At 37.4% G+C, this 17,675-nt stretch carries 16 protein-coding genes; 9 read left to right on the top strand and 7 right to left on the bottom strand.

Features of this window, described 5'->3' with window-relative positions; translation table 11 throughout:
• Nucleotides 1-147 precede the first annotated feature (147 nt).
• Nucleotides 148-1,455, top strand: a complete 1,308-nt coding sequence (locus A5482_RS04135; protein ID WP_446684748.1) for an NF041680 family putative transposase — start codon at nucleotides 148-150, stop codon at nucleotides 1,453-1,455.
• 434 nt (nucleotides 1,456-1,889) lie between these two features.
• Nucleotides 1,890-3,047 carry a response regulator gene (locus A5482_RS04130; protein ID WP_069791211.1) on the top strand — a complete coding sequence of 386 codons (1,158 nt, stop codon included), beginning with the start codon at nucleotides 1,890-1,892 and terminating at the stop codon, nucleotides 3,045-3,047.
• 2 nt (nucleotides 3,048-3,049) lie between these two features.
• Here A5482_RS04130 and ald read toward each other — a convergent pair whose 3' ends face one another.
• Nucleotides 3,050-4,135, bottom strand: coding sequence for an alanine dehydrogenase (gene ald, locus A5482_RS04125; RefSeq protein WP_069791210.1), 1,086 nt, complete (start codon nucleotides 4,133-4,135; stop codon nucleotides 3,050-3,052).
• A 304-nt stretch (nucleotides 4,136-4,439) separates the two neighbouring features.
• Here ald and A5482_RS04120 point away from each other — a divergent pair, with 304 nt between their 5' ends.
• The gene (locus tag A5482_RS04120) at nucleotides 4,440-5,312 is read left to right on the top strand and encodes a mechanosensitive ion channel family protein (protein WP_069791209.1); all 873 of its coding nucleotides are present in this window, start codon (nucleotides 4,440-4,442) and stop codon (nucleotides 5,310-5,312) included.
• Between the two features lie 10 nt (nucleotides 5,313-5,322).
• Here the strand turns inward: A5482_RS04120 and A5482_RS04115 are convergent, their stop codons facing one another.
• Together A5482_RS04115 and A5482_RS04110 are read right to left on the bottom strand one after the other, a co-directional pair.
• A complete protein-coding gene (locus A5482_RS04115; protein WP_069791218.1) occupies nucleotides 5,323-6,369 on the bottom strand; it encodes a DUF3326 domain-containing protein in 1,047 nt (348 codons plus the stop codon).
• Between the two features lie 71 nt (nucleotides 6,370-6,440).
• Nucleotides 6,441-6,611, bottom strand: coding sequence for a hypothetical protein (locus tag A5482_RS04110; RefSeq protein WP_201150075.1), 171 nt, complete (start codon nucleotides 6,609-6,611; stop codon nucleotides 6,441-6,443).
• A gap of 166 nt (nucleotides 6,612-6,777) precedes the next feature.
• Between A5482_RS04110 and A5482_RS04105 the strand changes: the two genes are divergently transcribed.
• Nucleotides 6,778-7,056 carry a 4a-hydroxytetrahydrobiopterin dehydratase gene (locus tag A5482_RS04105; RefSeq protein WP_069791208.1) on the top strand — a complete coding sequence of 93 codons (279 nt, stop codon included), beginning with the start codon at nucleotides 6,778-6,780 and terminating at the stop codon, nucleotides 7,054-7,056.
• Nucleotides 7,057-7,062: 6 nt separating this feature from the next.
• Here the strand turns inward: A5482_RS04105 and A5482_RS04100 are convergent, their stop codons facing one another.
• Nucleotides 7,063-7,455, bottom strand: a complete 393-nt coding sequence (locus A5482_RS04100; protein ID WP_069791207.1) for a hypothetical protein — start codon at nucleotides 7,453-7,455, stop codon at nucleotides 7,063-7,065.
• 185 nt (nucleotides 7,456-7,640) lie between these two features.
• Here A5482_RS04100 and A5482_RS04095 point away from each other — a divergent pair, with 185 nt between their 5' ends.
• The 3 genes from A5482_RS04095 to ilvC all read left to right on the top strand — a co-directional run bounded on the left by A5482_RS04095 (nucleotide 7,641) and on the right by ilvC (nucleotide 11,312).
• A complete protein-coding gene (locus A5482_RS04095; protein ID WP_069791206.1) occupies nucleotides 7,641-8,990 on the top strand; it encodes a cation:proton antiporter in 1,350 nt (449 codons plus the stop codon).
• A 187-nt stretch (nucleotides 8,991-9,177) separates the two neighbouring features.
• Complete coding sequence (locus A5482_RS04090; RefSeq protein ID WP_069791205.1) at nucleotides 9,178-10,140, top strand: PRC-barrel domain-containing protein; 963 nt, start codon at nucleotides 9,178-9,180, stop codon at nucleotides 10,138-10,140.
• A gap of 179 nt (nucleotides 10,141-10,319) precedes the next feature.
• On the top strand, nucleotides 10,320-11,312 hold the full coding sequence (ilvC, locus tag A5482_RS04085; protein WP_069791204.1) for a ketol-acid reductoisomerase: 993 nt from the start codon (nucleotides 10,320-10,322) through the stop codon (nucleotides 11,310-11,312).
• 106 nt (nucleotides 11,313-11,418) lie between these two features.
• On the opposite strand, the gene psbV is transcribed toward ilvC, so the two are convergent.
• Nucleotides 11,419-11,907, bottom strand: coding sequence for a photosystem II cytochrome c-550 (psbV, locus tag A5482_RS04080; protein WP_201150074.1), 489 nt, complete (start codon nucleotides 11,905-11,907; stop codon nucleotides 11,419-11,421).
• A 242-nt stretch (nucleotides 11,908-12,149) separates the two neighbouring features.
• The gene (gene ispG / locus A5482_RS04075) at nucleotides 12,150-13,370 is read right to left on the bottom strand and encodes a (E)-4-hydroxy-3-methylbut-2-enyl-diphosphate synthase (protein WP_069791203.1); all 1,221 of its coding nucleotides are present in this window, start codon (nucleotides 13,368-13,370) and stop codon (nucleotides 12,150-12,152) included.
• Nucleotides 13,371-13,593: 223 nt separating this feature from the next.
• On the opposite strand from ispG, the gene pabB reads away from it, so the two are divergent.
• Entirely contained in the window at nucleotides 13,594-15,645 is a 2,052-nt protein-coding gene (pabB, locus tag A5482_RS04070; protein ID WP_069791202.1) for an aminodeoxychorismate synthase, read from the top strand.
• A gap of 648 nt (nucleotides 15,646-16,293) precedes the next feature.
• Nucleotides 16,294-16,821 (top strand): RNA recognition motif domain-containing protein, encoded by a 528-nt coding sequence (locus tag A5482_RS04065; protein WP_069791201.1) that lies wholly within the window; start codon nucleotides 16,294-16,296, stop codon nucleotides 16,819-16,821.
• 187 nt (nucleotides 16,822-17,008) lie between these two features.
• Here A5482_RS04065 and A5482_RS04060 read toward each other — a convergent pair whose 3' ends face one another.
• Nucleotides 17,009-17,608: an ATP-dependent Clp protease proteolytic subunit gene (locus A5482_RS04060; protein WP_069791200.1), complete on the bottom strand. Its 600-nt coding sequence runs from the start codon at nucleotides 17,606-17,608 to the stop codon at nucleotides 17,009-17,011.
• Nucleotides 17,609-17,675: the final 67 nt, after the last annotated feature.

The following is a 17,675-nucleotide window of genomic DNA, read 5'->3' as shown; positions in this document are numbered from 1 at the left end:
GGTAATCTAATCATATTTTGAACATTAAGCCCCATTGTAGTTTTACAACTGTAGTTTAGACTAAATGGAAAGTGGAGCAAAGAAGGACAAGACATAAAAGAAAAATAGAGAGAAAATATAAATAAGCAAAAATAAAATCTTCTCTCTATGAACAAATATAGCAGACTGGAAAATTTCCGTCATGACACCTATGAAATGTTAGTCAAAGGTAAAGATGCCACTTTTCAATTGATGGATAGTGTTATGACCACGGAAAATGCTCGTAGTTTGGCAGATTTTTCTTTATCACCTTTTTTCCATCGGCAATGGTGTAGTACCTATGAAGCCATAAAAGATTGTCGTCCGAACAGCAACAAATTGATGAAACGATATATTCAAGAAATAGACACCTTAGAATATACATTACTAGGTATAGATCATACTCAGTGGAAGTTTGAAGATAGTCCCACCATGAAAGATAGAGGTTATCAATATTCTTCGTCATCCATCAATTCATCGGTCATAGGACAAGGATATAGCACCATCGCTTGGTTACCACCATTGAATGAGAAAGGAAGTTGGGCATTACCTTTAAGACATGAAAGAATCACATCCTTTGAAAATCCTCTGGGTAAAGCAACATGGCAACTAAGGCAAGTGTGTAGAAAATTGCCAGAAAATAAACCGAAATTGGTGGTGTTGGATTGTGAGTATGGCAATGGCAAATTTATTAAGCAAACCGCAGATATTGAAATCAGTAAGTTGATTAGAGTACGTTCTAATCTATGTCTTTATGGTAATCCTCCAGCCTATAGCGGTAGAGGCAGACCGAAAAAACATGGGGCAAAGTTGAAATTAAATCAATGTGACCATTTTCCCCATGCCCATGAAATATTAGAAATGGAAGACTCATCCCTAGGAACAATACGGATGAGTAAATGGAAAGAACTTCATTTCTACAATGCCCCTTCACAAAAGCTAACCCTGTTTAAAATTGAACGATTGAAGCAGAAAAAAACTGGTGCTTTACATCGCCCACTGTGGTTAATCTGGGTGGGAGAGCAATTTTTATCTTCTTCCAATATTTGGATTCAATACAGCCGACGATTTGGTGTGGACCACTGGTATCGTTTCGCCAAGCAAAGATTACATTGGACGTTACCCCATTTTCGCACCCCTGAGAGTTGTCAAAGGTGGAGCAATTTAATTGTCAATATTACTTGGCAGTTATGGTTATCCAAGGATTTAGTCAAAGAATATCATCTGCCATGGCAAAAACCTCAACAGAATTTAACCCCCGGAAGAGTGGCTCTGTCTATGACTTCATTATTGATGGACATTGGAAGTCCTACCCTTTCTCCTAAAAGTCGGGGAAAATCCCATGGCTGGCCTAAAGGTCGAAAAAGAAACAAAGCTAAAGTTTATCCTACGGTTAAAAAGCGTTTATCTAAGACTAAAAAAAGACCAAAAAAATAACTTTTAAGCCATTATTAAATTCATTTATAGCGTTTTTGAGCTAATCTTTGTTAGCTTACTTATTCTCTTACAATTTTTTCTTAGTCTAAACTACAGTTACAATGTTTCATATGGTAATTAACTTAATTTGGTCAAGTTTTATGATGATTATTTTTATTGGATTTTTTTCCTGAAATATAACAATTTTGATAAAAAAAGATTTTATTTAATCACAAGGGATTTAAAATTCTTTTGAAATATTTATCAGATATAAGTGCTATATACTATCTTATTTCTCGCCAACTCCAAAATATTTTAACTAGCTATACCCACTACCCCATAAGGAAAAATATAGATATGAAGAAACAATAAAATAAAGAGACACTTAAGATTATGCGTCAAAAAATATGCTCATAATAGATAATAAGAGTAGATGATCCAAAAAAACAAGAGTAATGACGCTAAGACAGAAACTTGAATCTGCCAACGAAAAAAAGTTTACAGGTAGAATAGATATAATCGAAAGTCAAGGCAAAACTTGGCGACTATACCTATGTCTTGGTAGAATTGTATGGGCTGATGGAGGTTATCATCCTTATCGCTCATGGCAAAGGTTAATTCATAAATATTGTCCCCAATTAGACTTAAGTTTAATTGATTTAGAAAAGGCGAAGGATTTTGAGTGTTGGAATTATCAGATTATCGTTAATTTATTAAAGCGTTTTTTGATCAACAAGGAACAGGCATTATTAATCATCAAAATAAGAATTAATGAAATTTTATTTGATATATTATATGCAGAAGTAAGGCAAAAATTATTATACGATTTTATAATAGCAGAAAATGGGTTTTCAGAAGAATCAGGGTTAAAAAGTTCTCTTAATTTATTCAACTTTCAGGAAGTATTAACAGAAGCAGAAAACCTATGGTTAATATGGCAAAAAGAGAAATTAACCCCTTGGTCCCCCAATACTGCCCCTATCATAAAAAATCCAGCTATTCTTAGAAAAAATTTCAATACTCCTACTTATACTAAATTAGTCTCACTTTTTAATGGAAAATTAACTTTAAAAGAAGTTGCCGATAAATTAAAATTAAACATTGTCAAAGTTACTACCTGGTTAAAACCTTACTTTGAAAGAGGTATTATTGAGCTAGTAAATGTTAGTGATAGTTCCTTGAATGTACCCTTAATTGGAGTTAGTAATAATAACAATTATAAAATTACCAAACCCACTAGACAAAAGTTAATTATCTGTGTGGATGATAGTATCCAAATATGTGAAATTATGAAGCATATTGTCACAAAATCAGGCTATCAATTTATGTCTATTCAAAACCCTTTGAAGGCTTTACCTGAAATTATCACCAATAAACCTGATTTAATTTTTTTGGACTTGATAATGCCCATTATTAATGGTTATGAAATTTGCTCTCAGATTCGTCGAGTATCTCAATTGAAAAATACCCCCGTCATTATCCTAACTAGCAATGATGGTATGGTGGACAGGGTAAGGAGTAAGTTAGTGGGGGCTTCTGGATTTTTAGGGAAGCCCGTAAATGAAGAAAAGGTAATAGAAAAAATTGAAAGTTTGTTATCCCATGGCACTTAATCTTATTGGGGTAAATCAGGGAAAACTTGTTGCACGGCGGGATGAACTAGGCGATTATAATGGACGTTTAACCCCTGAGCTAGGGTAGGATCTTGTTTTAATGCTCCAATGCCCTGATTAGCAAGTTTCATAACATAGGATAGAGTGTTGTTATTGAGGGCTTGGGTAGCGGTGCGAGGTACGGCACCGGGTAGGTTGGGGATGCCAAGATGGATTACTCCTTCTTCTATGTAACTAGGTTTGCTGTGGGAGGTGGTGTGTAATGTTTCGATGCAACCCCCTTGATCCACTGCTACATCGATAATAACTGAACCGAGGGACATTTTTTTAACCAATTCTCTGGGTACTAGGATAGGGGCTTTTTTGCCTGTGATTAATACTGCACCGATGAGTAAGTCGGCTTTTATTACGCTTTTGGCAATGGTTTCTGAGTTGCTGTAAAGTAGTTCTACCCGTGAACCAAAAATGTTTTCTAGGTAGGCTAGGCGGTCGATATTCACGTCTAAAATGGTTACTTTGGCTCCCATACCTACAGCAATTTTGGCTGCTTCTGTGCCAACAATACCGCCCCCTAGAATAACGATATTTCCTTGGGCAACTCCCGGGATTCCTCCTAGTAAGATGCCTTTGCCCCCTTGTTGTTTTTCAAGGTATCTAGCCCCGATTTGTACGGACAAACGTCCTGCAATGATACTCATGGGGGTGAGCAGGGGAAGTCTGCCATCGGGTAGTTGTACGGTTTCATAGGCGATCGCCGTTACCCCGCTTTTGATCAGGGATTCGGTTAAAGTGCGATCGGCTGCTAAGTGAAGATAGGTAAATAAAATTTGTCCTTGTTTAATATATGAATATTCTTGCGGTAAAGGCTCTTTAACTTTTACCACCATTTCTTGATTCCAAGTCGTTTCATGGTCGGTAATAGTCGCCCCTGCTAATTCATAATCCTCATCAGTAAACCCCGAACCCAAACCGGCACCTTTTTCCACAAAAATTTCATGATTTTGGGCAGATAAAATTTTGACACTCGCTGGGGTTAAACCCACACGAAACTCTTGATCTTTAATTTCCTTAGGAATACCTATCTTCATGATATTTTTTGTTTGCTTACTTTACCACCGAATTATTATATTATCAATTGACCATTGCAAATAATATGAGATCGTTAATAACCCATCATCCCACATAAATAAATTAACCCATATTCAACAAAAATAAAAACATCATTAAACCAATTAAAATGCGCAACAATAAATGCTTAATATTAATTAGTTGAGCTAGTTTAAATAATGTTATAAATATGTGAAATTTATTCTAAAATATAATAATTATAAGTAAATTTAGTAAAAATAAAATTTAATGCTAAACTAACTGTAGTTAAAATTACGAGAGATAATGACTGAAATTATTAACACTATACAAAATAGTATTAACGAGCTGATTGGCAATGGGGTAAAAATTTTTCCCGCTCTCATCAGCGCCTTAATAATTATAGCCCTAACTAGATATGGAGCCGAATTCTCCCACAAAGTAGCAAAAAAAATTGTTGAAAAAACTGTTAAAAGTCATTCCCTACAACTACTTTTTCTAAAATCAACTTATATTCTTACTTGGATTGTAGGGATACTAATTGCATCTATTGTCGCTTTTCCAGGACTTAGTTTAGGAGACATTATTGCTACCCTTGGACTTGGTTCTGTGGCTATTGGTTTTGCTTTTCAAGACATATTTAAAAACTTTTTAGCAGGAATTTTAATATTACTAGAAGAGCCTTTTGTTATTCAAGATCAAATTCAAGTGGATGACTATGAAGGAACTGTTGAAAACATTAATATTCGTACCACAGAAATAAAAACTTATCAGGGTGAGAAAATTCTCATTCCCAATTCTACAGTTTTTACCAGTGCTATCAAAGTTAGGACTGCTTTTCCCTACAGACGTACTGATTTCATGGTGGGAGTAGATTACAATACTTCTTTACCCCAAGCCAAAGCTATCCTAGAGAAAATTATTCTCACCATTGAAGGGGTGGTGCATGAACCAACCCCAGAGATTGATTTGGTGGCATTTAATGATAGTTCTATTGATTTGGTGGTAAGGTATTGGACCCATTCTCGCCAAGCGGATGTTCGTCGCATCCAAACTAAAGTTGTCACAAGCATTAAACAGGCGTTTGATAATCAAGATATTGTTATTCCTTATCCTATTCGTACTGTTTACCATTTTGATCAAGAAAAATTCAATGACTATCTACCCCCTGCAGGATAATAATGGATAATTAATTCTCTCTTGTTTTAGGGGTTTCGGAGGTTAAACTTGAGAAATTTATTCCTGCTTTATGGGCTACCATTACCCCGATCGCCTCTAGGTATGATTTGACCCGAATAGGCTTGATACTAAGGGGTTCAGGAGGTACTTTAATAATGGTTTCGTTATCTTCTACCACAATTATTTGGGTATGGGAATGGGCAAAACTTAGAGTCGCACTACCCCCACAGGCATGATGGGGAATTATCAAAGCGTCTATATCCTCAGCCCATAAACTAGGACTATTTTTTTCTTGGGTAAACTGGGGGGCTTTATTTAAACCCACCAACACACAGGGCAAAAATGTATATCCCAATTCTTCGGCCGCTGCGCGAGGGGAAATATCTATATCCAAAGGTAAAGGAGACAAAGCAGGGGCGTGGGCACAAGGAATTTGGAACTCCCTCACCAATAAATGGGAAATTACAGCTTCGGCCCCAGCGAGCGCATCTACCCCACTACCATGACGATAATCGGTAAGGGCTTGGGAATCACTGTCATCAGCAAATCTGGCCACAACAGCGATCGCATTTATACCCTGACTAATCAACTTTTCCCCTGCCCTCAAAAGACTATCAGGATTACCAATAGTACCCCAACTTGCCCCACTATCCGCCACCCTCAATTCCACATCCAAAGGTGCATCCGTGACAATATAATCCCTCACATTTATGCCCACCGTGGCTCGAAGCGCATCCACCGCTTGAAGGTGACGATGGCGTAATTCAGGCTCTATGGCTTGATCTAAAATCACCCCAATTCTGTTTTGATGGACGGATTTTAAACCCCATGCTCCCCCCGCAAACTTATCGAGGGCATAACCTTCCACATAATCAATATTATCCCCTGACCAATATAAACTTGCCCCATTCATCACATTGGGATGGGTTACGAGGCGATCGCACACCTGCCCCATAGCCCTCGCCACAGGCAAAGCATCCCCTGCATAGCCACCGATAGAAGCACCTACGCCCGTCGGTACAATTAACACCGCACAATAAGGTTTTTTGTAAAGCATTTTGATAAAAAGAAAATAGTCAAAAAAAGAGGGACACAGTACTACTATGTCCCAAAAAAAATATAAACCAATTACTTAGTCACAATGGCCTCAACACGAGCCTTTTCATTATCCTTATCCACATCAGTCACAGCCCAACGTAAAGGCTCACCCTCTTCATTTAACCTTGCCTCCACATCCTTTTTAAACTTCAAAGGATTTTCTTTTAAATCAACTTCCGCCGTAATAAAATGAGTAGTCATAGCCAATGTAATACCTAATTTTTTTTGTTTAATTATGATATTACATCATCGCCCCCTAGCACATCCCCCTTCACCCCATGACAAATGATCTTGTTGGGATTACCGAAAAAAAAGACCCAAGAAATAAGCTAACATCGAGATCAAACAACAAATAAAAATAAATAATATGCTATTAGATCAACAACAGATTAATCAGAAATTAGAAAGCATAAAATCATGGACTATCGAGGGCAAAAAACTCGTTAAAACCTTTAAATTTGAGGACTTCATAAAGGCGATCGACTTTGTCAATAAATTAGTTAGCCCAGCTGAATCCGCAGGACACCACCCAGATATATCAATATCCTACAACAAAGTCACCATCAACCTAACTAGCCATGACGAAGGAGGCATTACCCAAAAAGACTTTGATATGGCTCAAGAAATAGATAAGATATTCAATTAACGCTCATTAATCAGTAAATTCAGAATCAGACCCCATCCCCTGAGATTCATTGAGAAATGCCCTAAAACAATCATCATCATTAATGATGTGATCAAAAGCCCCCCTCATCAGTTCCAAACTAGCTGGATCATCTCCTATGTTTTCTGTCAATATTAAATCAGTCATTAAGGATAAAAACTGCTCTGATTCTTCATCGCTATATTTTTCTGTGGCTTCTTGGGCAAACTCATCCAAAATATCAGGGTCATTCATACTTCCCGTAGTCAGCAAAGACTTACACATATAACCACCCATCAAATAACCCACATCTCCAGCATCGATAGTGGTACTTTCAGCCCTGACCGCATCGAGAGGCAAAATCAATAGCACCCAACTAATCAGCAGAGTAAAATATTTCATAGCAATATTTAATAAAGATAATAATTAATCATACATTTAATTTATAAAAATCACATTAAAAACCTGAGCATATATCATACATTAGAAATTCCAAACAACTGTAATGAACAATAAACAGAAACTCCGTGTGATAATCTAAGGGAGATATGAAGTACAGATTTTTGTGGGTGAAAGTATAAAAATTTATGTCTTGGTTTTATCCTATTTTTGCAACAGAAACAGAAACAGCAGAACCATCCTTGGTTTTAGCAGGAGTTTTACTTAGTTTAGTTATCATCTATTTTGCCAGTAAATTAGGGGGAGAACTTTGTTCCAGAATTAACCTTCCTTCCGTATTAGGTGAATTAGTAGGCGGTGTAGTCATTGGGGTTTCTGCCCTCAAATTCCTCGTATTTCCCGAAGGAGGAATGGAAGCCACCGACTCCCTTATCATTCAACTGCTCCAATCTACTGCTAATCTGAGCCCTGGGGGAACAGAATTAGTATTCGAGAGCATGAGTGAGGTTATCTCTGTCCTAGCGGAATTGGGGGTAATCATTCTTTTATTTGAAATTGGTTTAGAATCAGATTTAAAAGAATTAATCAGGGTAGGTCCTTCTGCAGCCATTGTGGCGGTGGTGGGGGTTGTAGCTCCCTTTGTGATGGGAACTGCAGGTTTAGTCTTTCTCTTTGGTTTACCCGTAATTCCTTCTGTATTTGCAGGGGCGGCTCTCACGGCTACAAGTATCGGGATTACTGCCAAGGTATTGGCTGAATTAGGTAAATTAAGTTCTACGGAAGGACAAATTATCATCGGGGCGGCGGTATTGGATGATATTTTAGGAATTATTGTTTTAGCAGTAGTGGGTAGCTTAGTTAAAACAGGAGAAGTGGAAGTTAGTCAAATTCTGATTCTTATTGTTAGTGCTGGTACTTTTTTGATTGGTACTATTTTAATTGGTCGATTAATCTCTCCTTTTTTGGTGAGTTTGGTTAATCAAATGAAGACCAGAGGACAAGTTTTAATTACAGGTATCATTTTTGCTTTTTTACTAGCTTATGTAGCAAATATTATTCAGTTAGAAGGTATTTTGGGTGCTTTTGCCGCAGGATTAGTTTTAGCTGAAACGGAGAAAAGAAAGGAATTAGAAGAGCAGATTATTCCCGTGGCGGATTTATTTGTACCTATTTTCTTTGTGTGTGTGGGGGCAAGAACTGATTTAGGGGTGTTGAACCCTGCTATTCCTAGTAATCGTGAAGGTTTAATTATTGCTTCATTCCTTATTGTAGTGGCGATCGTTGGTAAAGTAATTACTGGTTTCACCATCTGGGGCAAACCTGAGATTAATAAACTTGCCATTGGGGTGGGTATGATACCCCGAGGAGAGGTTGGTTTAGTATTTGCTGGGGTAGGTTCAGCTAGTGGTGCTTTATCCCCTGCCACGGAAGCGGCTATCATTGTGATGGTAATTGCCACGACATTTGTTGCTCCTCCTTTACTTAAGGCTGTGTTTAAGGATGAACCAGAAAAGGTGGTCGAATCAGAAGCTAATTAAAATCTCTTAAGATAGAAGATAAAGTAACTTGAGGCGCAAGGGTTAATTATTTATAGCTAAACCTGCCTTGGGTTTCTCTTATCTTTTGTTTTCTGCTATTTTTATTGATTTTGAGTTATTATCATAGCACTAGCAGTGGACAAGGGTTATTAGATAAATTTAGTTCGTATTTTATATATAAATTATTATGGCAAGTGAACAAAGTCGTTTACGCAATGAGTTTTTAAATACACAGGTAATTACTCGAAGCACTGGTAAAAGGCTAGGAGTAATTAAAGAAGTATTGGTGGATGTTGATCGCCGAGAAGTGGTCGCTTTTGGTTTGCGAGATAATATGTTGGCACTATCGGGCATTCCCAAGTATATGTATATTGATAGTGTTTCCCAAACAGGAGATGTGGTTTTAGTCGAAAGTGAAGATGCGATCGAAGATATTAATATAGAACTTTATAGTGCATTAATTAATTGTGAAGTAGTTACAGAAACTGGTGAACCTCTAGGAAAGGTTAGAGACTTTCAGTTTAACCAAGAAACAGGAGAAGTTGATTCCCTAACCATTGCTACTTTGGGTTATCCTCAAATCCCAGACCAATTAATTAGCACCTATGAAATATCTGTGGATGAAATCGTTAGTAGTGGACCTAATCGAATAATTGTTTTCGAGGGAGCAGAAGAACGCATAACTCAAATTACCGTAGGCGTTTTAGAACGTTTGGGCATTGGTCGTCCTCCTTGGGAAAAGGATGATGATGATATGTACTATGCTCCTACTACTCCCCCAGAAAATCAGTTACCTACGGGAATGCCTGTTCGTCCCGTGGCACCACCGATTAAAACTCAACCTCCTGTCATCGCCAGAGATAATTGGGAAGAAGATGAATGGGAAGAAGTCCGTCCTGTGGCTCCCCCTGCCCGTCGTCAACGTTCTGCTCCTTTATATGAAGAGGAGGAGTATGAAGGGGATAACTGGGGAGAAGATACCCTTGAAAGACAAGCCTCTCCTCGTTATGAGTCTGCGACCCGTGAGGTGGATAGTTACAATGCTGATTTGATGGAGGAAGATGTTTGGGATGATGAAGATGAATATCGTCCTCAAAAAGTGAATATTCCCCAAAAGCAAAAAATGCCTGAATATGAGGAGGAATATTAAATATAAGGTGTTAGGTGTCAGGGATTAGGTGTTAGGTTTCAACCATTGAAAACTATTCTTGATCCCCTCTCTCAACCTAAGCACTTTTTCATCAAACTGTAATTACCAAGTAGCAATTAATAGGCTATGATATAAGATTGCTTACTAAATTGAAAATTTTATATTGAGGTAATTATATAATGGCTCAAATGTACTATGATAATGATGCCAACTTAGATTTATTTACTAATAAAACCGTTGCTATTATCGGTTATGGTTCTCAGGGTCATGCCCACGCTCTTAATTTAAAGGAAAGTGGTGTTAATGTCATTGTTGGTTTGTATGAAGGTAGTAAATCCACTGCCAAGGCAGAAGCGGAAGGCTTAAAGGTTTATAGCGTTGCTGAGGCTTCTTCTATGGCTGACTGGATCATGATTCTTTTACCTGATGAGGTTCAGCGCACCATCTACGAAACCGAGATCGCTCCTAACTTGAGTGCTGGTAATATTCTTTCTTTTGCCCATGGTTTTAATATCCACTTTGGTCAAATAGTACCTCCTGCGGATGTGGATGTGGTAATGATTGCCCCCAAAGGACCTGGACACCTTGTAAGACGGACCTATGAACAAGGTCAGGGTGTACCTGCTTTATTTGCGGTATATCAGGATGCTAGTGGAAAAGCCCGTGATTTAGCCATGGCTTATGCTAAGGGTGTGGGTGGTACCCGTGCTGGTATTTTAGAAACTAGCTTTAGAGAGGAAACTGAAACTGATTTATTCGGTGAACAGGCTGTATTATGTGGCGGTTTGTCTGAGTTGATTAAGGCTGGTTTTGAAACTTTGGTTTCTGCTGGTTATCAACCTGAAATTGCTTATTTTGAGTGCTTACACGAAGTTAAGTTAATTGTTGACTTGATTGTTGAAGGTGGTTTGGCTTCTATGCGTAGTAGTATTTCTAATACTGCTGAGTACGGAGATTATACCCGTGGCCCTCGTGTTGTTACTGATGCAACCCGTGCGGAGATGAAGAAAATTCTTAGTGAAATTCAATCTGGACAGTTTGCTCGTGAGTTCGTTTTAGAAAATCAGGCTGGTAAACCTGGATTTACTGCGATGCGTCGTCAAGAAGCCGAACAGCCTATTGAGGAAGTTGGTAAGGATTTACGTGCTATGTTTAGCTGGTTGAAAAAATAATTAGTTTTTCTTCAAACCCCTCTCCCCATGGGCGAGGGGATTTTTTTTGTCAAAAAAAGGGGGCTATACATTAGCCCCTAGAAAGCCTAACAAACTAGCTTAAGGATTACGGTTCGATTAAGGAACGTTTACCCCATTTGGGATCAGCTTGAGTTTGAATTAAGATGTAACCTGCGATCGCCTCTAGGTCATCATCAGTATAATTTCTCATTTCAGACCAAATATCGGATCTGTCAGTGTTCATGTGTAATAAAGAAAGATCATCTTCACCGTCATAAGTAGTGGGATATTTCATGTAGTCAACCAAAGCTAAAACATTGTCCCTTGCAGGAATTGCATTGGAAAGTGCTTCAATACTAAGACCTACGTTAGGGTTAGTTTTGGTTTTACCTTGAATATGACACTGAGTACAACTAGCTACAAATAATTGAGAACCTAATTGAGCTTCTTGGTTACTAAGGGTGATTAAATCCCCTTGATCATTTAAAGGAACAGTGCGAAGTTCTTCGCTTAAACTGAGTGCATTTGCAGTGCCAGTGAAAGACTGCCACATTAAAAACATCCCAGCTAGAATTATTAAAAAAAATCTTTTCATAATTGGCAAACTAATATTTTTTTTCTGTATTTTCTTGGGATTTAAAAGATTATACGTTACTTATTTTCCCTTAAAATAGGTTCTTATTTTGCCCTTTATTGTAAACTTTTGTTAATATATGGGGGTTTTATGGTTTTTTTAGAGACGAAAACAATGGAAGATCAGATTTTTATTTTTGGTCATTTATCTTTTGGAAAATTAAATCATATTTTAACTGGTGGGCAATGCCCACCCTGTAATATTTAAGGATCAACCCATCTGCCATCATCTTTAATAAGCTGAATAAGTTGTTCAACCCCTTCGGCTTCGGGTACTTTTCTGATTTCTTCCCGTCCACGGTAAAGGGAGATAAAACCGGGTTGTCTGCCCACATAGCCATAATCTGCATCGGCCATTTCCCCTGGCCCGTTCACGATACAACCCATTACCGCAATGTCTAATCCTGTGAGGTGTTTGGTGGCTTCTCTGACTTTGTGCAATACTTCTTCTAGGTTAAACAAAGTTCTACCGCAAGAGGGACAGGCAACATATTCCACCATGGTTTTGCGTAATCCAAGGGCTTGGAGGATGCTGTAGCACACTGGGATTTCTTTTTCTGGGGCTTCGGTGAGGGATACTCTGATGGTGTCGCCGATGCCGTCTGCTAGTAGAGTTCCAATCCCTGCGGTAGATTTAATTCTGCCATATTCGCCGTCTCCTGCTTCGGTAACGCCAAGATGGAGTGGATAATCCATGCCTAGTTCATCCATTTTTTTGACCATTAAGCGATAAGCACAAAGCATTACAGGAACTCTGGAGGCTTTGAGGGAGATGACTAAGTTTTTAAAATCGAGGGATTCGCAAATTTTGATAAATTCGAGGGCTGATTCTACCATACCTTCTGGGGTATCCCCATAGGTAAAAAGCATTCTTTCGGCTAATGAACCATGGTTTACACCAATACGCATAGCTTTTCCTTGATCCCGTAGGGAAATAACTAAGGGTTCGAGAGTTTCTTTGATTTTTTCTCCGATTTCTGCAAATTCTGTTTCGGTGTATTCGGTGCGATCGCCCTTAGGCTTTTCAAACACATATAAACCGGGGTTAATCCTAACTTTGTCAACGTGTTTGGCCACTTCGAGGGCAATTTTCATGCCATTGTGATGGACATCGGCCACTAAAGGCACGGGTTGATAAGTTTGGGCTAATTTTTGCTTAATTTCTGCTAAGGCTCTGGCATGGGCCATACTAGGCACTGTCACCCTTACAATTTCGCAACCAATCTCATGAAGACGACGAATTCCAGCCACTGAGCCATCTATGTCCAAAGTGTCTTCGTTAATCATTGATTGTACAACCACGGGATTGTTTCCGCCGATGGTGACATCACCCACTTTTACGGCACGGGTTTGGCGACGGTGAATGGTGGTATCAAATAGTTTATCTTCCGCACTAGGGGCGATCGGTTGTTCTATAGTTTGCATCAATTTATACAGATAGTTGCTGTTCTTTTTACTTTATATTTTACTGTTCCTTGGTGTTTAATAGGCAAATGGCATTTGTGATCAATTATGAATTATTGATAAAGTATTTGAGATTCTTGATTCCTTGGCTACACTAAAAATCATCGCTAAATGTAACAACCCCTGATAAATACAGGTTACAATTTTAAGAGAAATTTAGATATATTCTGTCTGTTGTATTTTAATGAGAAGTTTAATAATTGATAATTTCGATTCTTTTACCCACAATATCTATCAATTATTAGCCCAAGTTAATCAAGTATCTCCCACTGTTATTACTAACAATCAATGGTCTTGGGAACGAATTAAGGCGGAAAAATTTGATAATATCGTTATTTCTCCCGGGCCTGGTAATCCTTCTAAAAAACAAGATTTTGGGGTATGTGCAGAAGTTTTAACAAAGGCAAATATTCCTATTTTAGGAATTTGTTTAGGACATCAGGGACTAGGCTATTATTACGGTTCAACTATTAGTAAAGCTCCCATACCGATGCACGGGAGAATGAGCAAAATTTATCATGATAATGATCTTCTTTTTGAGAGTATTCCTTCTGGTTTTGAGGTGGTACGTTATCATTCTTTGATCATTGATAGTTTAGGTAATGATTTAGAGGCGATCGCCCATACTGATGATAATTTAATCATGGCAATTCGCCATAAATATAAACCTTTTTGGGGTGTTCAATTTCATCCTGAATCAATCTGTTCTCAATATGGCTATAAGTTATTAAATAATTTCAAAAAAATAACTATTGATTATCATAAAAAAAGAAGTATTAAATATTTTATAGAATCACAACAAAAATATTTTAAAAAAGACGAAAAACGCTATATATATAAAATTTACTATCATAAGATTACTAATTGGCAAGACCCAGAATTAGTTTTTAAAAATCTTTACAGCTTATCACATAATACTTTTTGGCTTGATAGTAGCATGATTGCTGAAGGTTTATCTCGTTTTTCTTTTATGGGAGATACTCAAGGAGATAAAAGTTTTACTATCAAGTATAACGTTAACAATAATCAAATATTTATCAACAAAAAAGGTAATCAAGAAATATTAAATAATGTAGATTTTTATGAGTATTTAGATGGTTTATTAAAGAAATATTACTGTGATGATGACAATTTACCTTTTAATTTTTGTGGTGGTTTAGTAGGCTATTTTGGTTATGAATTGAAGCAGTTATCAGGATATGAGAATAAGTATACTTCCTCTCTACCTGATTGTTATTTGATTAAGGGCGATCGCACTTTAGCTTTTGACCATCAAAAAAAAGAAATTTATTTATTATATATAGGTAAAAAAGGAGAAGATAGTGAAGCACAAAAATGGTTTAAAAAAATAGAAATAAAGCTATTAAAAGTATCTAAGCAAACTTTAAATAAAGAAAAAATAGAGTATAAAAAAGAAATTTATTTAACTAGAAATAAACAACAATATCTTGATAATATCGATATTTGTTTCGAGAAAATTAAACAAGGAGAAAGTTATGAAATATGTTTAACAAATCAAATAAATTTACCTCCCATTGATAACCCTTTAGAATACTATTGCCGTTTGCGAAAAGAAAACCCAGCCCCTTATAGTGCCTTTATTCAATGGGAAGATGCCACCATTATCTGTTCATCTCCAGAGCGATTTTTACACCTTGACAAACAAGGTTGGCTAGAGTCCAAACCTATAAAAGGCACGGTGAGAAGGGGCATTACAAAAGAAGAAGATGAGCAACTACGACAGCAATTGAGTCTCAGTGAAAAAGAAAAAGCCGAAAATTTGATGATAGTTGACTTATTACGCAATGATTTGGGCAAAATTTGCGAGATCGGTAGTGTATCTGTACCAAAGTTAATGGCGATCGAAAGTTATAGCAGTGTCCATCAAATGGTATCCACCGTTAGGGGTAAACTCAAACAAGGAATTACTACCCTGGATTGCTTGAGATATATATTCCCCGGGGGTTCCATGACAGGAGCCCCAAAAAAACGTACCCTCAAAATAATTGATCAACTGGAAACGGAAGCGAGGGGTATTTATTCAGGTAGTGTCGGCTTTTTGAGCTTTAATGGTACTCTGGATCTCAATATTGTCATTCGTACTGCCATCGTGACGAAAGATAAAACTACCATTGGTGTAGGGGGTGCAATCACTGCCCTTTCTGATAAAGATCAAGAATTTGAGGAGATAAAGCTAAAAGCTCAAGTTCTTTTAAAGGTTTTAAAAAATATCTAAGAACCTGTTTGAAAAGTCTTGATGTGGAATATTTTGGTTAATAACTGAATGAAAAACATGACAAGATTATCATACGATACTGACCTCATACAAAATCCTATTTAGATAGTATATCTATTTACTTGAAATCATTGAGGTTAATGATAGTTATTAGTCTACTTTTAATGTAGGATTTGGTATTAGCTAGAGCATTGAGAGAATTAAGTAGGGATGGGCAGCCCCTAACTTCTAGTCTTGAACTGGTAAACGCAAATGGACACATCAACCTCTGTCAGCTAAGCGATAGTTTGGCTGATAAGTTGGGTGGTTGAAATTAGAATCCCCTGAATTTATTCGTGGGGAGTGTCAACAATCTGGTACTATTATAGTTGTAATGGTAATTTTAAATTAACAAAAAATAGTCAAACTTCAGATCGTCCTTACTCGAGTTCAAAACTTCCTCAAAATTCTTCAATTTAACCTTGGTATTAAAGCAAGAAATGGTTGTAAAGGCACACAGAGCCGATAATAAAATAGAAATTGATAAGAAGCAGTTAGTGGCTGATTTTAGCATACTAACTTTTTTGTTGTCTGAGTGTGGGTTATTCTGGGGTGATAATTATATAGTTAGAAAATTTTAGTAAATATTTAATCTTTGGAGGATATAAAATGTCTGTACGTCTTTATGTAAAATTACCCAAAGCAGAATTAGAAAAAGAAAGTTTGGAAAAAATGTTTAGTGAGTTTGAACCTCCCTTCACTACTAAACTTATTAAGGAACGTAAAAAAAATGAATGTCGTGGGTTTGGTTTTGTAACTGTACCCAGTGATGAAGCGGCCGATGAATTCATTACAAAGTATAATGACCAAACTTTGATTTATAACGGCGAACCTTTCAAAGATGAAGAAGGTAATGATTTTACTTTATTCATTGAGAAGGCTTTACCTCGTAACAAAAATGAAAAAGAAGGTTCTGAAGGTGATGCAGGGGAAGTGGAATCTAGTGCTGAGGTTGCAAAAGTAACTGAAAAACCTAGTAAGCGTACTGGGGCGAAAAAGGCGAAAAAAGGTCGTAAAACTTCTTCAAAATCTGGTAGCAAGTCTTTCTCTGTGGCGGATTCTGCACAACCTGATCCTCGTTGGGCTGATGAGCTAAGTAAATTAAAAGAGATGTTTACTTCTCAAACTACTAATTAATAAAAAATCAGTAATGGTTTAAGCAACTCCTCCAAATGTTTTTGGGGGTTTTCTTTGGTAAAAAAAAAAGAGAGAGAATCGGCGACTTACCTTGTTTCGTCTCGATCCTCTTTCTTATTTTCTCCCCACACAATGATTAGTGTAAAGGATAGGTTAAGGATTTGTCAATGTACAGGTGTACTATAGACTATACTCTATCTTCAATAACTTTATCGATTAGACCATACTCTTTGGCTTCGTGGGCAGACATGAAGTAATCTCTATCGGTATCTTTTTCAATTTTTTCGATAGTTTGACCTGTATGGAATGCCATGATGCGGTTAAGATCGTTTTTGATGCGTATAATTTCTTTGGCTTCAATTTCGATGTCGGTGGCTTGACGGCGCCCTTGAATGCCTCCTAGGGGTTGGTGAATCATGATTCGGGAGTGGGGTAGGGCGAGTCTTTTACCTTTGGCACCAGAGGCGAGTAGGAATGCTCCCATGGAGGCGGCTAAACCAACACAGATGGTGACAACTTCTGATTTGATATGTTGCATGGTATCATAAATTGCCATTCCTGCGGTGACAGACCCTCCAGGGGAGTTGATATACAGGTAGATGGGTTTGTTGTTGTCTTCTGAGTCGAGATACAACATGACGGCAATGATTTGGTTTGCTAAACTATCGTTTACGCCTCTACCAAGGAAGATGATACGCTCACGATAAAGGCGATCGTATATATTAACCCAGTCGCTGTAGGCTTGACCGGGCATTTGATAGGGAACTCTTGGTACTCCAATGGGCATCTTTTTTCCTCTTATTCTTATGGTTATTTTAATTTATTTTGGTTTGGTTAGGGGCGCTCTGGCGAGT

The organism is Cyanobacterium sp. IPPAS B-1200, assembly GCF_001747005.2.
In the GTDB taxonomy this organism is placed as follows: Bacteria; Cyanobacteriota; Cyanobacteriia; order Cyanobacteriales; family Cyanobacteriaceae; genus Cyanobacterium.
The sequence above is the reverse complement of the archived record's forward strand: the minus strand, read 5'-3'. Positions and strand labels throughout refer to the sequence as shown.

Coding starts and splice junctions, on each gene's coding strand:
- A5482_RS04135 (WP_446684748.1), top strand. CDS start 148: ATGAACAAATATAGCAGACTGGAAAATTTCCGTCATGACACCTATGAA.
- A5482_RS04130 (WP_069791211.1), top strand. CDS start 1,890: ATGACGCTAAGACAGAAACTTGAATCTGCCAACGAAAAAAAGTTTACA.
- ald (WP_069791210.1), bottom strand. CDS start 4,135: ATGAAGATAGGTATTCCTAAGGAAATTAAAGATCAAGAGTTTCGTGTG.
- A5482_RS04120 (WP_069791209.1), top strand. CDS start 4,440: ATGACTGAAATTATTAACACTATACAAAATAGTATTAACGAGCTGATT.
- A5482_RS04115 (WP_069791218.1), bottom strand. CDS start 6,369: ATGCTTTACAAAAAACCTTATTGTGCGGTGTTAATTGTACCGACGGGC.
- A5482_RS04110 (WP_201150075.1), bottom strand. CDS start 6,611: ATGACTACTCATTTTATTACGGCGGAAGTTGATTTAAAAGAAAATCCT.
- A5482_RS04105 (WP_069791208.1), top strand. CDS start 6,778: ATGCTATTAGATCAACAACAGATTAATCAGAAATTAGAAAGCATAAAA.
- A5482_RS04100 (WP_069791207.1), bottom strand. CDS start 7,455: ATGAAATATTTTACTCTGCTGATTAGTTGGGTGCTATTGATTTTGCCT.
- A5482_RS04095 (WP_069791206.1), top strand. CDS start 7,641: ATGTCTTGGTTTTATCCTATTTTTGCAACAGAAACAGAAACAGCAGAA.
- A5482_RS04090 (WP_069791205.1), top strand. CDS start 9,178: ATGGCAAGTGAACAAAGTCGTTTACGCAATGAGTTTTTAAATACACAG.
- ilvC (WP_069791204.1), top strand. CDS start 10,320: ATGGCTCAAATGTACTATGATAATGATGCCAACTTAGATTTATTTACT.
- psbV (WP_201150074.1), bottom strand. CDS start 11,907: ATGAAAAGATTTTTTTTAATAATTCTAGCTGGGATGTTTTTAATGTGG.
- ispG (WP_069791203.1), bottom strand. CDS start 13,370: ATGCAAACTATAGAACAACCGATCGCCCCTAGTGCGGAAGATAAACTA.
- pabB (WP_069791202.1), top strand. CDS start 13,594: ATGAGAAGTTTAATAATTGATAATTTCGATTCTTTTACCCACAATATC.
- A5482_RS04065 (WP_069791201.1), top strand. CDS start 16,294: ATGTCTGTACGTCTTTATGTAAAATTACCCAAAGCAGAATTAGAAAAA.
- A5482_RS04060 (WP_069791200.1), bottom strand. CDS start 17,608: ATGCCCATTGGAGTACCAAGAGTTCCCTATCAAATGCCCGGTCAAGCC.